At 35.3% G+C, this 16,058-nt stretch carries 14 protein-coding genes; 8 read left to right on the top strand and 6 right to left on the bottom strand.

The window, feature by feature from the left end; translation table 11 throughout:
- Positions 1-16: 16 nt before the first annotated feature.
- The 3 genes from Q0L68_RS00435 to Q0L68_RS00425 all read right to left on the bottom strand — a co-directional run bounded on the left by Q0L68_RS00435 (position 17) and on the right by Q0L68_RS00425 (position 4,540).
- Entirely contained in the window at positions 17-643 is a 627-nt protein-coding gene (locus tag Q0L68_RS00435; RefSeq protein WP_296697812.1) for a hypothetical protein, read from the bottom strand.
- A gap of 74 nt (positions 644-717) precedes the next feature.
- On the bottom strand, positions 718-3,132 hold the full coding sequence (locus Q0L68_RS00430; RefSeq protein WP_296697809.1) for a TonB-dependent receptor: 2,415 nt from the start codon (positions 3,130-3,132) through the stop codon (positions 718-720).
- Positions 3,133-3,277: 145 nt separating this feature from the next.
- Entirely contained in the window at positions 3,278-4,540 is a 1,263-nt protein-coding gene (locus Q0L68_RS00425) for an FAD/NAD(P)-binding oxidoreductase (protein WP_296697806.1), read from the bottom strand.
- Between the two features lie 584 nt (positions 4,541-5,124).
- Here Q0L68_RS00425 and Q0L68_RS00420 point away from each other — a divergent pair.
- Complete coding sequence (locus Q0L68_RS00420; protein WP_296697802.1) at positions 5,125-5,781, top strand: Crp/Fnr family transcriptional regulator; 657 nt, start codon at positions 5,125-5,127, stop codon at positions 5,779-5,781.
- On the opposite strand, the gene Q0L68_RS00415 is transcribed toward Q0L68_RS00420, so the two are convergent.
- Positions 5,782-6,585, bottom strand: coding sequence for a universal stress protein (locus Q0L68_RS00415; protein WP_296697799.1), 804 nt, complete (start codon positions 6,583-6,585; stop codon positions 5,782-5,784).
- Between the two features lie 217 nt (positions 6,586-6,802).
- Here Q0L68_RS00415 and Q0L68_RS00410 point away from each other — a divergent pair, with 217 nt between their 5' ends.
- On the top strand, positions 6,803-7,609 hold the full coding sequence (locus Q0L68_RS00410) for a sulfite exporter TauE/SafE family protein (protein ID WP_296697796.1): 807 nt from the start codon (positions 6,803-6,805) through the stop codon (positions 7,607-7,609).
- Between the two features lie 28 nt (positions 7,610-7,637).
- The gene (locus Q0L68_RS00405) at positions 7,638-7,994 is read left to right on the top strand and encodes a rhodanese-like domain-containing protein (protein WP_296697794.1); all 357 of its coding nucleotides are present in this window, start codon (positions 7,638-7,640) and stop codon (positions 7,992-7,994) included.
- Positions 7,995-8,038: 44 nt separating this feature from the next.
- Here the strand turns inward: Q0L68_RS00405 and Q0L68_RS00400 are convergent, their stop codons facing one another.
- On the bottom strand, positions 8,039-8,689 hold the full coding sequence (locus Q0L68_RS00400; protein ID WP_296697791.1) for a sulfate ABC transporter permease: 651 nt from the start codon (positions 8,687-8,689) through the stop codon (positions 8,039-8,041).
- Positions 8,690-8,763: 74 nt separating this feature from the next.
- Here Q0L68_RS00400 and Q0L68_RS00395 point away from each other — a divergent pair, with 74 nt between their 5' ends.
- From Q0L68_RS00395 to Q0L68_RS00375, 5 genes are all read left to right on the top strand, one after another.
- The gene (locus tag Q0L68_RS00395; protein WP_296697787.1) at positions 8,764-9,963 is read left to right on the top strand and encodes a tol-pal system protein YbgF; all 1,200 of its coding nucleotides are present in this window, start codon (positions 8,764-8,766) and stop codon (positions 9,961-9,963) included.
- A 209-nt stretch (positions 9,964-10,172) separates the two neighbouring features.
- Positions 10,173-10,655: an Lrp/AsnC family transcriptional regulator gene (locus Q0L68_RS00390; RefSeq protein WP_296697784.1), complete on the top strand. Its 483-nt coding sequence runs from the start codon at positions 10,173-10,175 to the stop codon at positions 10,653-10,655.
- Positions 10,656-10,712: 57 nt separating this feature from the next.
- Positions 10,713-11,255, top strand: coding sequence for an NUDIX hydrolase (locus Q0L68_RS00385; protein ID WP_296697781.1), 543 nt, complete (start codon positions 10,713-10,715; stop codon positions 11,253-11,255).
- Positions 11,256-11,258: 3 nt separating this feature from the next.
- Positions 11,259-12,617, top strand: a complete 1,359-nt coding sequence (locus tag Q0L68_RS00380; protein WP_296697779.1) for an MATE family efflux transporter — start codon at positions 11,259-11,261, stop codon at positions 12,615-12,617.
- Positions 12,618-12,685: 68 nt separating this feature from the next.
- Complete coding sequence (locus Q0L68_RS00375) at positions 12,686-14,038, top strand: M24 family metallopeptidase (protein ID WP_296697775.1); 1,353 nt, start codon at positions 12,686-12,688, stop codon at positions 14,036-14,038.
- Here Q0L68_RS00375 and Q0L68_RS00370 read toward each other — a convergent pair.
- Positions 14,032-15,213 carry an MFS transporter gene (locus tag Q0L68_RS00370; RefSeq protein WP_296697772.1) on the bottom strand — a complete coding sequence of 394 codons (1,182 nt, stop codon included), beginning with the start codon at positions 15,211-15,213 and terminating at the stop codon, positions 14,032-14,034. The genes Q0L68_RS00375 and Q0L68_RS00370 overlap by 7 nt on opposite strands.
- Positions 15,214-16,058: the final 845 nt, after the last annotated feature.

Raw genomic sequence — 16,058 nt, 5'->3', positions numbered from 1 at the left:
TTTTTAAAACTTTGAATTATTTGATGTTTAGTTGCTCATTATTTACTGAAATAGTCCTTCCATTTTCAAAAATGAGCTGCAAACTGAACTCAATAATAACCTCTTTTTTAGGGTCTTTAATAAAAGTTAATTTGTAATAATCATCTAAATAGAGGGTATTGTTTTCAGAAAGAAACTCTTCAATAGGTTTTGTCTCTGAAACGAAGTAATAATTGATTTGAAATAAATCATTTAGGATATCACCGGCTTTTAAAACGGTTCCATCTCCCAGTGTTACCTCTTTTAAATTAAATAATTTTAAATCTTCCAGTCTTTCTTGAGATTTGGGTGGTATTGGTGAACAAGCATAAACCACACCTGGCACACCAAAAGTGGAAGACTCAATATTAGAAAGCACTTCAATGTCTTTAATTTTGAAAGTTTTTAAAATCTGTTGGTAGGGTTGTGGTATTTCAGGGTTAACTTCCTCTCCTTGAGTATTTACTGTCAGCATCTCAAAAGAAATTATTTTGAAATCATTTACTTGTGTCTGAGAACCACAACCACATGTATCATTGCATACTATATCACATGAAATAGGAAGCAATGCTAAAAGCATAAATAGAAAAGCTGTTGCTAATGAATTTTTATAAGTCTTTCTCACAGAAACTAAACATTCGAATTATTCAAATTTGTAAAATTCAATGAATATTTTTTAGCTTTTCACGAGATAACTTTCTAAAAATTAGCTTTTAATGAAAAAATAAAGTTTCTACCTGATGCAGTAAGTCCAGAACTATAGGGTCTATATCTTTTATCTCCTATGTTTTCTAATCCTGCCATGAGGTCAATAAAATTCGTCACTTTAAAAGTACTATGAAGATTGAATGTCACCCACGAAGGCGAATATGGATTCCCATTTTCATCCTTTGCGTAAAGTTGAGGCTTACCTTTTTCATCGAGAGGCATCTCCTCATAACTAACTTCTCCACTGTAAATACTGCTAAAATCAATTTTTAATCTTTTTTTAGAATAAGTTAGCCTAGTTAAACCGAATAAGGGAGCGGCATGCCTTGAAGGGCTTGTGCTTTCATCATCGAGTTCTTCTTCACCTTTCTGCCAATTTATTTTAGAATAAAAAAGCCAATTTTGGGTAGGTGACCACTCAATTCCAGCTTGAATTCCATACACTGTAGCGGTTGCGGCATTTTGAATTGCCAATACTTTACTTTGTACGCCTTCATAAGGGATGCTATCCAATCCATTTAATTGGAATGGCCTTCTTACCATAGCATTATCCATTAAAGTGTAAAATAAAGAAGCATCAATTTTTAAGAAATTCCCCCAAAATTTATTGATGTTGATTTCTGCATTGTAAACATATTCTGGTTTTAAATCTGGATTAGGGACAATTATAGCTCCTGGTTCAGAGTCAAAAAATTTACCTAGGTCATCGACATTGGGAGCTCTAAATCCAGTAGAAAGCTGTGGAGAAATTAGCCATGTGGAAGTTGGTTTAAAAATTAAGCCAATAGACCCTGTTAATGCATTATTATTATTGGTTGTCTTTTGATATGGAAGAGGGAAAAAGTCATCATTAGATAAAAAATCAGCTGAGAGTAAAACCTGATTATATCGTAATCCAGTCTGCAATTTTAAACTTTCTGATAAATGGGCATGGTAAGTACTATAAATGGCTAAGGAGGTCCAATCTGATTTAGGGTATCGGGATGATGCCGGAATTTCCTCCATAGATTGGATATTGATTTCTGTTCCTGTTGACTCTACATTATTATAAACTGTTTCAATTCCATAGCTTAAAAAACTTTCCTGATTTATATTTTTTACCCAATCTGCATTTAGGGACCAAGCATTTACTTTTTCTACTCGGTCAAATAAACTAGAGTTGTTAAATCGTCTATTGAGCCTGCTTTCTTCAAAATATTGCTGGGCAATTTTTATACTCATTTGATCATATAATCTGCCATTTCCTAATTGATTCAATGTTAATTGATTCATCATCCAGATCTGAGGCCCGTAATTCCAAATCGCATATTTTGGGTTTTCATAAGTTCCCTCGATCAATCGATCATATCTGGGAATATCTGAAGATTTCGAATAATGAAATGCATATTCCCAATCCGTTTTATTGGAAGGTTTAAATCGGATTTTTTGCATTATGTTCAACTGAGAATACCCACTTGTCTTTTGTTTTTGAGGATCTGGATTTTCTAAAACCTGATCTTGGTTTCGAGAAGGAATCACATACCAAGGCCGTAAATAGTCATCAGATCCATTTTTACCCATTTTCAGATCTCCATAATCAACATGAGAAACACTGGTTAAGAATGCCCACTTTTCCTTTGCAAAAGAAATATCTCCATGGAAAGACTTTTCATTATTAGATGAAGAAAAACGACTAAATAGATTCCCGCCGACTGAAAGTCCTGAATCTGAAAAACTTGGTTTTATGGTTTCAAAGGCCATGACGCCTCCTAAAGCATCACTTCCAAACATTACGGAGCCAGGACCAAATAAAATCTCCGTATTTTGTACCGCTAAAGGATCAATAGAAATTACATTATGAAGATTGCCCCCTCGGAAAATGGCTGTGTTAATTCGTATGCCGTCCACAGCATAAAGTAAGCGATTTGCAGAAAACCCCCTTATCATTGGGCTTCCGCCTCCTTGTTGACTTTTTTGAATAAAAACATCGCCATTGCTTCCCAACCAGTCTGCGGTATTGGAAGGGGATCTTAATTGAAGTAAATCTTTGTTTAATACGCTGACTTTTCCAGGTATATCTTGATTGCTTTGCCTCCATCTACTGCCAGAGACAATTGCTTGATCCATTAGGATAAGACCGGGTGTTAGATAAACATTAAAACCTTTCTCTTTTAGTTCTTTGATTGAAAATGAAGAAGATTCGTATCCCATTAATTGGAAGTGAATTTCTCCCTGATTGGAAAAAATCTCAATATCTATTTGGCCTTTTCCATTAGTTACTGAACTTCGATAGGGCTCATTGCCAAAAACTAATACTCCTGGTAAAGGAAGATTTGTGTTTTTTTCAAAGACTGTTAAGATTTGCCCAAAAGAGGAAGAGCAAATGAAAAAGATAAAAGAAAACAGGAATAAATATTTCTTCCTCATAGAAGTTTAAGGGAATTAAACAGGTCTGGATATTGAAAAGTAAATGTTTGAAATTACAAATAAATCTTCCTTTAGATAGAAAGTGATTAATTGGTTTGGAAGGCATAAAAATAAAAAAACCGGTCTATTTTAGACCGGTTCCGCATTAAGCTTTTCCTTTAAGCATTAGATTCCAATACATAAAGGGCAGCCCATATTTTTTGAGTAGCCACATGGAATATTGTTCCTTGGTGGTATCCACGAATTTTGAAATCAAGGGATCACTATCTCTGACATTATCATATTTAAACTCTGCTAGGACCATTTTTGAATATCCTGTTACCAGTGGGCAAGAGGAATACCCATTATAGGATGCAGAACCTACCTGGTTGCTGTGAATCAATTTCAATAGATTTTCTACCACTACAGGTGCTTGTTTTCTGATGGCTGCTCCAGTTTTTGCAGTTGGCAAAGCAGCGACATCTCCGAGAGAGAATATATTTGAGAATCTTTTGTGCTGCAAAGTGTGGATATCGACATCTATCCAACCTTTATTGGCTCCATCTTGAATGGATACTATAGAATCCCTAATGAATTTCGGAGCGCCTTGTGGCGGAGCTAAATGAAGAAAATCAAAAGAAATTTTTATTTCTGATTCACCGACGATCTCTTCACCTATTTTATTTCCTTCGGTTACTACACATCCATTTTCCCCAGGTTTGGAATATCTAAAAAAGATCTCTTTTTTCTCTGGGTCAATTCGGACTGGTGCATAAAATGGTTTGAAAATAATATCACGGTCATGAATAATTTTATTTAGAGTTTTGGCGAAATCTGGCACTCCAAATATGACTGTTCCGGGAGTCGCGAAAATGACATTTGTTTTCTCTCTGACACCAGCTCTCCTGAAATGCTCTTCCGCCAAATACATAATCTTCTGGGGTGCTCCACCACATTTAATCGGAGTGGTAGGTTGAGTGAAAACTGCATTTCCTCCCTCAAATTTTTGAAGTAATTCCCAAGTATGTTCGGGGTCAGTATAATTGCTACAAACAATTCCTTTTTCCATTGCCTCAGGCAATCCTGGTAATAATTCAGGCATCATCACTAAGCCTGGTGCGATTACTAGGTATTCGTAAGATATGGTACCTGAAGATTTTGTATTAATCGAATTTGAATCAGGATTTATCTCAGTGGCATAATCTTTCAACCAGTCCACTCCATCTGGTATATAATCAGCCTCATTTCTTTCGGTGTCTTTAAAATCGTAGGTGCCTGCACCAACCAGTGTCCAAGCAGGTTGATAGTAGTGTTTTTCAGAAGGCTCTATGATCGCCATTGAAAGGGATTTATCTTTCCTTTTAAGTTGAGCTGCAACAGTTATTCCTGCTGTTCCTCCTCCGATAATAAGTATTTGATAATGGTTCATTTGCTGATAACTTGATTTTGAGAAATTTAAAAAGACTTTGGGAAGTAAAAGGTGACATTTATCACCTACAGAAAATTCTCTATATTTTTTTGTTTCAATTCTTTCCTTGCCTGATTTTCTAAAAGGCCATTTTACTATGAAATTTTATTGTGAATCAATATGAAAAAGATTCATTGTTTGATTTTTTGAGGAAGTTGGAATTAAATACCAAAAAAAGAATAAACACTAAGATTAAATCGACATTTTTAGCTTTCCTCTTCTTCCTGTTATTCAAATACATAGTTAAAGAAATGACGAGTTTTATCTGCCGCCTTGAATTTCAAATAATTCATATCTTCCATAATATAATAATATGAAATTCAGTTATTTATAGAAATTAATTATAGAAATAGATAGAAGGGTTTTTGAATTCAATACCTTCAGTTGTCTAGCATGTAACATATCATGAGAATGGACTTTGTTTTGAACAGAATTATTTAGGTAGCGTTTTGTACCTTAAAAAGATTGGTTTTATTTGCAATATGTGATGCAAATCACCTATATCCTTTTTATTGAAACTTAACTTTGATTTTTTACTGACTAATATGAATCAAGAAGAGCTTAAATCTTATTTGCCTAATTTTACCGACCCAAAATTACTTCAGGAAATTTTGGATAAAGGTCAGATCCTTCATTTGCCTCCAGGTAAAATATTAATGGAACCAGGGCAATTTATAAAGATGGTACCCATAGTCTTGGAAGGATCAATTAAGATTTTGAGAATGGATGAAGAGGGTAAAGAATTGTTTTTATACTACTTGGATGCAGGGGAGACCTGCGCACTTTCTTTAACCTGCTGTTCAGCATCGAAACCAAGTGAAATCAAAGCAATAGTTGAGGAAGAAACTACTTTAATAGGGATTCCTGTTTCTGTCCATGAACAATGGACTGAACAGTATAGACAATGGAAAGATTTTGTTTCAAATACCTATCAAAGCCGATTTCAAGAGATGTTGGTGGCATTGGATGCTGTAGCTTTTAAAAGAATGGATGAGCGTTTGATGCGGTATATCGTTACTAAAATGAAGCAGCATAAGGCAAATGAACTGCACACAACTCACCAAGAAATAGCAAATGAGTTAGGGACTTCACGAGAAGTGATATCAAGGTTATTAAAACAACTTGAAAAAAAGAAATGGATAGAATTAGGCCGAAATGTGATTTATATTCGGGATGATTTCGAAGAATTGATTAATAAATGATCAATTCATAATTAACAAGGGAACATGGGTATGATATGCCATCTGGATTGTCTTGCTCTTGGATAAGATCTGATCCCAAATATTTTTTTGGTTATGGCACATGACTAATATTACATTTTTATTTCTTCCAAGGTATTTGTCCAGACCATCAATTAAGTTTTCGGATTTCAAAGTTTCTAATTTTGAGTCAAGTTCAGGATATTTATTTTGAACATATGCTTCTAGACCAAGCACTGTTAATTCTTCCTTAAAATTGTGACGAATCTCAATGTGGAGGAAATCTATTTTCAATTCCCAACTTTTGCTTATTTTAATTACCCTTTCTAAAAAAGGCTCTTCATGATCAGAAAACTCTAATGCCAGCGTCATTTTCTCTATATTTTTAACCTTTGCATCGGCAGGTATCAGTAAAACAGGACATTCGGAGGCTTTAATTACATCGATTGAAGTACTTCCTAGTAAGGTACGCTTGATTCCAGTTAAACCTTGAGTACCTATAACGATGAGATCTGCATTAATTTCTTCAGCTGTTTTAGAAGTCATAATTGAAACTGTACCATCTTTTATCATTCCTTGCACCTGAACGTCTTCTTTTTTGTAATGTGTTACTAATTCATCGAGATAGGATTCCGCATCTTTATGCATTCCTTCTATGACGATAGCTGCTTGGGCAGCAAAATCATAAATAGCCTCGATTACATGTAATATAGTAATTGATCCATTTTTCCTTTTTGCCAGGGAAACTGCAAATTCCAATGCTTTTTTCGAATTTTCAGAGAAATCAATGGGGACTAAAATTTTCATGATCGTTTAATTTTCAATCAAATTACAAAAAATGTTTTCACCGATTTATGATATAAATCAGGATTGAATCTATAATTTTTATTATTATCAGTTTCTTAAAATTGTCATAGTTGTTTTTAGTTTAAGGAGTTAGTTTTTAAAATCAAATGTAACTTTTGTCACTACATACGGCATATTCCAATTGTACTTTTGTCATGTCAATGATGGATAAAAAAATATGGACTTAGTTAATTTAATAGGATTTGCGGCTGCAGTAATAATCGGAGTATCACTTGGACTAATAGGGGGAGGCGGCTCTATTCTTACTGTACCTGTTCTTGTATATATTTTAAGTGTTGAGCCGGTTTTAGCGACGGCTTATTCACTTTTCGTCGTAGGTAGTACCTCTCTTGTAGGTTCTTTTACTTACATGAAAAAACAATTGGTTGACTATAAAACTGCTTTAGTTTTTGCTATTCCTTCATTTATAGCAGTTTTTTTAACAAGAAAATTTCTTGTTCCAGCTCTTCCTGATCCCTTATTCACAGCAGGAGGATTTGAAGTTTCAAAAAGTGTAGGAATAATGGTGTTTTTCTCCCTGATCATGTTGGCAGCATCATATTCCATGATCAAAGAGAAAAAGAATAATGAAAGTAAAGAGGATTCTGAATTAAAATTCAATTTCCCTTTAATTGCAATAGAGGGACTGCTCGTAGGTTTAGTGACAGGGATAGTAGGTGCAGGTGGTGGTTTTTTGATTATTCCTGCATTAGTATTATTAGCCAAACTACCTATGAAAAAGGCAGTTGGCACTTCCTTGTTGATCATTGCGGCTAAGTCGCTTATTGGTTTTCTGGGCGATGTATCCAATCAACCAATTGATTGGATGATGCTACTAATTTTCACTGGATTATCTATTGTGGGGATTTTTATTGGAAGCGCATTATCTAAAAAAATCAATGATAAAGTGTTGAAAAAAGGATTTGGTTGGTTTGTACTAGCAATGGGAATCTATATTATTTCTAAAGAATTGATTTTTGTATAATTCTAGGTTAGTAATTCATTGATGATACATGAAAACCATAAATAATATAGTCATTAACTCTTCAAATTCCTTTCCTAAGAATTACGAGAACCTACCTTCAGGTCCATTTTATGATCTATTCCTTTCTAACAATAGTGTTTTAATAGATGTAAGGTCTTTTGGGGAGTATGTAGTAGGAAAGATTCCCGGGGCAATAAATATTGATGTTTCGCGCAGCGACTTCAAAATTCAAGTTGAAGAACTTCCCAAAGAAAAAATCTATTTGGTTTACTGTAGATCTGGAAATAGAAGTAAAACAGCTTGCGAAATTATGATAAATCTCGGATTTGAAAATGTGAAAAACCTTGAAAAAGGTTTGATTTCCTGGAGATTTGGAATAGTCTAAATGAAAAACTTATTTATAATAAAAGAGCCATCAGGCTCTTTTTTTTAACCTTTATATACTAAGACATAAAAAGTAAGCCAAATTGCTAAAGGAACGTAGTAGGAAACAATTACCACCATCGAACTCTCTCCAAGACTCCTGTTACTGATCATGTGAAAACCGTAAAGCCAGAGTATTCCATAAAGGATTTCAAAAATGTTGATGGTACCTAAAGCATAATGAAATTGGTCAGCAATATTTTCAGGACCCAATAGAGAAAGTAATGATAAGGCTCTAAACTCATCTATTTCTTGAAAAGTAACAGAAGATGATGGGTTTAAAAAAATCAATAGTCTCAAGAGTTCGGGAAAAATAAAAACCACTTCGGCCACCAAAGCAAACTTCCAGAGCTCTTTATAGGGTACTTTAAATCCAAGAAAAAATGCTCCTACCCAAAAAAGAAAGGCAATTGCTGTGAACTTCCAGAGTAAGGCAAAAGGAGTCCAGATATAATTGAGAGCATTGAAAATATGAAAAATCATAAAATCTCCTCTGCTTTCAAGTGAATCGTAATCTGGAATAGATTCTAAGATCAGAGAATTAGTTAAATATCTGATTGTCAGGAATAAAATTACTAAAATAAAAAAATAAGTCCTTTTATCGAAATCAATTATGTCTTTAAGACGTTGTGCTTCTGGAGTGAGTGGTTTAGCCATTTTTAGAGGTTTCTATTCCAAATCTAAAATAATGTTTGGGATATCATCTAATTTTGCAAAGTCATTAAAAAATCATGCACAAAAAGATATTAACTATTTGTTTGTTTTCAATATTACTTTTCAGCAAAGTAATAGCGTTTAGTCAATCAGCTCCGATAGATACATTTGGAGTTGAGCCTTCTCGATATTTACTTCTTGATAAAGGCTTACAGTTTAGAGTTACAAAATCAATAAATAGCATGTATGATTTTAACTTTCCTGTAGCTGAAAGGGATTTTGCTGTTTTGGCGTATCAATATCCTGATCATCCATTACCGGATTTTTTAATGGCTTTAGGTTATTGGTGGAGAATAGAGGTCGATGTGACCAATGAAAAGTATGATGATATTTTTATCGAATACCTCGATAGAGCTATCGAAAAGGCGGAAGTTATTTATGATGAAGATGAAACTAATAAAGAAGCCGCTTTCTTTTTAGCTGCGGGATATGGTTTTCAAAGTAGATTATATTCAGAAAGAAAGAAATGGACAAAAGCAGCTTGGGGAGGCAGGAATGCTCTAAAATACATGGAGTTAAGTAGAGGAGAAGAAGAATTTAACCCGGAGTTATTATTAGGGGATGCATTGTTTAATTATTTTTCAGTATGGATTCCAGAAAATTATCCGCTCTTAAGACCCGTTTTGGCGCTGTTTCCAAAAGGAGACAAAGAGTTAGGACTCCAACAATTGGAACAAGTAGCCACAAATGCTTTTTATACCAGAGTAGAAGCTCAATATTTTTTATTCAGACTTTATGCATCTGAGGAAAAGAAGCCATACGAAGCATTGAGAATTTCAGAATATCTGCATTCGAAATTTCCTAACAATCCTTATTTCCATAGATCATATGCAAGACATTTATATACTGTAGGAAGATGGGTAGAGTCTTTTGATCAATCCATGGAAATATTAGATCGTATTGACTCCGGACAAGTTGGGTATGAAGCAAACTCAGGAAGGTATGCAGCATTTTATGTTGCAGAATACAACAGAAGGATAGGGGATATGGCTGAAGCCAAAAAGTATTATTTAAAAACAGTTTCATATGGAGAGGAGTCGGAGTCTCAAGAAAGTGGATATTACTTGCATTCTTTAGTTCAACTAGGAAAAATGGAAACAGCAGCAGGAAATAAAGCTTTAGCAAAGCAGTATTTTAAAGAAGTAAAACGTTATGCAAAGCGAAAACACCCCGCTCATCAGGAAGCAAGAGATTTTATCAAAAAGAATAAACTTTAAATTAATTTCTCTCGTAATTTCCATGGTAGTACAAGAGAAAATTTGAATATTTTTGTAGAGCTGAGGTATTTTTGTAGGAATCTTTGTCAAAAGCCTTTGTTTTATTAATAAAATTTCGAATTTGAGTATTAAAATAAATTGTAACGCTTTAAAATTTTAAGCAATTATTATAATTTTGCACAACAGAAAATTTTGTAAAAAAGGAAATCATGGATAATAGCGTAAGAATTAAATTTGATAAAATTGATAGAAGAATTCTGGAAATTCTTCAGGGTAATGCTAAAATTACAAACGCTCAACTATCCAAAGACATTGGACTTTCACCTGCACCTACTTTAGAGAGAGTGAAAAAATTAGAGCAATCTGGGATTATTAAGAGCTATCATGCTAAACTTGATCCAGAAAAAATAGGTTTAGGGGTAAGCACATTTGTATTAGTAAGTTTGATCGGACATAATAAAGGGAATATTGATGCATTCATGAAGGAAATTAATGGAATTCCTGAAGTGATCGAGTGTCATCATATAACCGGTACAGGAGATTTTATCCTTAAAATTATTTCTAAAGATATTACTGCTTATCAAAAACTAATGTTGGAGAAAGTTTCTGAAATCAAAGAAGTAGATTCAATGCAGTCAATGGTGATTTTGTCTACGTTCAAAGATTCGAAAGTTTTGCCAATCCCTGCGTAAGAATTAATAAAGATTATTAAAGGGGTGCTATCTGTCACCCCTTTTTTTTTGAATAGTATGGAACAAAACCCTTGGAAAACCCAAAAAATAAAAGAGATCTATGAAAATCCATGGATCAAAGTAGAGGAGCATGAAGTAATAAATCCAGCTGGAAATCCAGGTATCTATGGTAAAGTCCAATTTAAAAATAAAGCTTTGGGCATAATCCCGGTTGATAGTCAGGGAAATACTTGGCTTATTGGGCAATACCGGTATCCTTTAGATTGCTATTCCTGGGAGATTCCGATGGGAGGAGGGCCTTTAGAAGTTGATATTTTGGAAAGTGCAAAAAGAGAGCTTAAGGAAGAAACCGGTATGAAAGCTCAAAAATGGACCGAAGTATTAAGAATTCATACTTCCAATTCTGTAACCGATGAGGAAGGGTTTGTTTTCCTAGCGGAAGATCTTGAAGAAGGAGAAACTGAATTTGAAGAAACAGAGGTATTAAGCATTAAAAAACTACCATTCAAAAAAGCACTCGAAATGGTTTTAAATGGTGAAATTACAGATGGAATCAGTATTGCGGGTATCCTAAAGGTAGCGCGTATTTTAGGAGTATAACTAATGACGATTAAGGATCATTTCCGAATCACTTTCAATCTTGCTTTTCCAGTCATGCTTAGCCAACTGGGGCAAGTTTCCGTTGGCGTTGCGGATTCTATGATGGTAGGTAGACTGGGAGCATTACCCCTTGCTGCTGCGTCCTTAGGGAACAGTATTTTTTTTGTAATTCTGATGTTTGGAATGGGGGTTTCAATGGGAGTTACTCCTTTGGTTTCTGTAGCTGAAGGAAAAGGAAAAAATAAGAGAATCTTCAATTTGTTTCAACATAGTCTTTGGATAAATATTTTTACCAGTTTTTTACTTACTTCATTTGTCCTAATTATAGTACAGGGCTTGCATTTTTTAGATCAACCCGATGATGTAGTGGCATTGACAGTGCCATACCTGTTTATTATTACAGCATCTTTATTTCCTTTCATGATTTTTCAAACCTTCAAGCAATTTGCGGAGGGTTTATCGCAGACCAAACAGGCAATGTATATTACCATTTTTTGCAATCTGGTTAATGTTTTTCTTAACTGGGTATTGATTTTTGGGAAATTAGGTGCCCCTGAAATGGGACTATTAGGTGCTGGATGGGCTACCTTAATTTCAAGATTATTAATGCCTATTATGATGGGCTGGTACGTCCTAAAGTCTAAGCGATATCAAGTTTTTCATCTTTCCATGTGGCTCAAAAACTGGAGCTTACCTATGTTTAGTCGAATTCTTAATGTAGGAATACCAACAGGTTTCCAATATATTTTTGAAGTAAGTGCCTTTAGTTCTGCAGCAATTATGATGGGTTGGTTAGGAGTAAATGCTTTGGCTGGACACCAAATTGCATTGAATTTGGCGTCAATAAGTTATATGATGGCAGCGGGCCTTTCTACGGCTGGTATGATCCGGGTAAGTAATCAGATTGGAAGGGGTAATTTCAAAGCAATGAAAGAAGCTGGAATGGTTGTTTATGCCATGGCCATGATTTTCATGTTTACAACGGCTTTGATATTTATCATATTTCGAACCTACCTGCCAACTCTCTATATAGATGATCCAGAGGTTATTTCTCTTTCAGCTTCACTGTTGATTATTGCAGGGTTATTTCAGTTATCTGATGGTGCACAAGTGATAGGATTAGGCGTATTGAGAGGGATGGAAGATGTGAAAATACCAACTCTGGTGACCTTGGTTGCTTATTGGGTAATAGGACTGCCACTTGGATACCTTTTGGCTTTTAAATTTGACTATGCAGAAAAAGGAATTTGGTATGGATTATTGATTGGACTCAGCATTACAGCCTTCCTACTTTACTTCAGATTCAGAAAACTAAGCCAAAAGAGAATAATGCTATCCAAGCCAGTATTACCAATAGTTTAACCTTTCATTTCATTTTTATCCTCTTGGAAAGAATATTGAATTATATTAACGAATTAAATATTCTTGATATGATTAAAAATTTTCTTGCACTGGTATTCGTGCTATTAGTTTTTCAAAGTGTTTCTGCACAGGATTTCGCAGTTCTCACCCAGAGAGAGCAAGCAGAAGTTATTGATGGTTGGTTAGATGATAGGATCACAAACCTTCTACCCGAACTTATGACAGAGACTGGGATTGATATGTGGGTTGTGATTTCAAGAGAGTATAATGAAGATCCGGTGATTCGAAAACTTCTTCCTGCAACATGGATGGCAGCTCGAAGGAGAACCATTTTAGTCATGTATCAACCTGCTCCAAATGCAGCGGTAGAAACTTACGCAGTGGCAAGGTATGATGTAGGAAAAGCATTTAAGAGAGCTTGGGATCCAGAAAGTCAACCAGATCAATGGGAAGCCCTAATGGATTTGATTAGAGCCAAAAATCCGAAAAAGATTGGATTGAATTATGCCAAAGATTATGGTCATGCAGATGGATTGACTATGAATGAATATCAGATTTTTCATGATTATCTTCCTGAAAACCTTAAACCAAATATAGTTTCTGCCCAAACGTTGGCAGTAAGATGGCTTGAAACCAGAACTTCTTCTGAGATTGCAACCTATCGTCATATTCAGGAGATAGCGCATCAGATTGTTCAAGAGGGTTTATCAGAAAGCGTAATTACACCTGGCGTCACAACCACAGATGATGTGGTTTGGTGGTATAGAGAGAAAATTAAATCAATGAAACTTGATACTTGGTTTCATCCTTCAGTTGATATTCAACGACCTGATCCTGCCTCTCAGGAAGCAAATAGGTCTTTTGCCAGCAAACCTGCTTCTCAAGTAATTATGCCAGGGGATCTTCTTCACATAGATTTTGGTATTACCTATCTCAGATTGAATACTGATACTCAAGAAATGGCTTATGTATTGAAATTTGGGGAAACGGAAGTTCCTGAATTTTTACAAAAGGCTTTTGAGGCTGGAAATCGGGTTCAGGATATATTGACTCAAAATTTTGTCTTAGGTAGAACTGGGAATGAGATTCTTAGAGAGTCTAGGAAGCAAATGGATGCCGAAGGGATAAATGGAAGCATTTATACCCATCCACTGGGATATTATGGTCACTCAGCTGGTCCCACCATAGGAATGTGGGATAACCAAGGAGATACCCCAGGTGCCGGAGATTTTCCACTTCATGCAAATACAGGCTATGCTATTGAACTTAATGCGGTTGTTTTTGTGGAGGAGTGGAACAAAGAAGTGAGAATTATGCTGGAGGAAGGTGCTTTATTCGATGGTGAAAAAGTACATTATTTCAATGGTCGCCAGAAAAAAATCTTAGCTATCCCAAGAATTACAAATTATCTGAATCAATAAAATGATAGACTGAGTTTGCCATTTCTTCTTGAGAAAAGTAATAGTATAAATGCTATAAATGCAAACCCAGCTGCTGTCAAGAATACCAAATTAAAGTTCTCTGGCTGATTGGAAAACAAGAAGCCAGAGACAATTGCTCCAATGCCTATTCCTGCCTCTAATGCTATATACATGGTAGCAAGGGCTCTTCCTCTAAAATTATCTAAGGATAAATCAACAACCCAGGCAGTCACTGTGGGACTATACATTCCAACGGCTGAACCAAAAAGTACTCCCGAAGTCAAGAAAAAGGTTTTGTCCGTTGAAAAAGCAATGGAAATCATTGCTAAAACCATCAAAAGACTCGCCACTCTCAGAACAGGGATTCTTCCAAATTTATCAGAGACTCTTCCTGCGAGTAATCTAATGCCTAAAGAAGAGATAGTGAAAACCGCAAAAAACAATCCCTTATTTTGAATTCCCAGATAGCTTGAAAAATCAGGGATAATTGTAAGGACTGTTCCAAAAGAAAACACACAGAGCAGGAGAACAATAGAAGGAAGAATGACTCTTTTTTCAATAATTTCACCTTTTTTTAGCTTGAATAATTGAGGAGATACTTTTTCCCGATTTTGTAAAGTTTCTTTTAATCTGATTATGATCAGGATTGAAAGTATAGAGGTAAAAGCGGAACAATAGAATAAGATTTCAATGGGCCAAAAAGTAGCAATCCATCCGCCAATAGCTGGTCCTGCTGCCATTCCTAAAGAGCCGAAAAGCGACTGAAGACCTAATGCTTCTCCTCGTTTCTGATAAGGGATGATATCAGCAACATAGGCAGAGATCCCTGTAGGGGTAAATCCGGTAGAAAAGCCATGGAGGAATCTTAAGAAAAGGAAACCTCCAACAAAACTTAAAATAGGATAAAGAAGCCCAGAGATAAAACAAACCGTGGCTCCAAAGACCATTACAGGTTTTCTACCGACGGTATCCGCCAGCTTGCCGCTAAATGGTCTTGACAAACCTGCCGAAAGAGTAAATAATGAAATGATTAATCCTTTATATTCTTCACCACCCAGCGAACTTAAATAGGCTGGTAATTCAGGGATAATCATATTGAAGGATGAAAAAAATAAAAAGGAACTTAAGCAAAGGAGAAAAAAATCAAGCGTAAAAAAGGAGGGGAGGATGCGCATCAGGCCTCGAAATTAAGAAAAAAGGTTGGGATAGAGAATCAAGTAGCAAGACATTAGTAACAAGAATCAAGAGACAAGAATCTCTAATGAAAGGAATTCCATATCCCCGGGTTTAAACCCGGGGTAAATGAATGAGTAGCCCCGTGCTTTAGGGTAATGAATGAAAAAGATTTTCATGTTTTGGCTGGAAAAATGGGGTTTCTTATTTTTTAGCCGAAAAATGATTTTCTACCAAATCCTAAAGGGATTTCACATTTTTAGAATTACCGATGCCTAATCATAATTCGACCCCATCGGGGTCGAATTTTAATCTTAATTCTATTTCTATAAATATATGACCCATTCTGGGTCTTCCAGCTGTTCTAGATTTGTCATCTCGAACTTTGATCTAAGGAATTATAATCTCAAACTTTTTAAGTTGTGATTTGCTTTAAGCTGTGGAAAAATCAATAACCATCATTGCAATCCCATTTCTAGCCTCAGGTTAAAAGCTGAGGCTAAAAAACTATCCTATCTGTGGTGCTAGCCTGATATAGTTTTTAGTAGGTAAAGCTTATTTTGCGAAACTAAGCATTTCATTTTTTCTAGGCTAGAAATTGTACTTCTGCAAAATCCCGAAGGGATTGTATGTTTATAGCTATGGGAATATCCTGCCCATTCGACCCCGATGGGGTCGTAAGATTCGATTATTTATCTTTTCTATAAACATGGGACCCCCTTCCGGGTCTTTCTTTTGGGTAGTAAGAGATTTCCTTCCTTCCGCAGGCAAGCTCCCTAGACGAAATGACTTAAATCAAGACCCTTAGTACTTTTGAAAAAAAAGTGATCAGAAAAAAGGCCAGGAT

Source organism: Algoriphagus sp., from assembly GCF_024642405.1.
In the GTDB taxonomy this organism is placed as follows: Bacteria; Bacteroidota; Bacteroidia; order Cytophagales; family Cyclobacteriaceae; genus Algoriphagus.
Note: the sequence above shows the minus strand (reverse complement) of the source record. Positions and strands in the feature narration are given on the sequence as shown.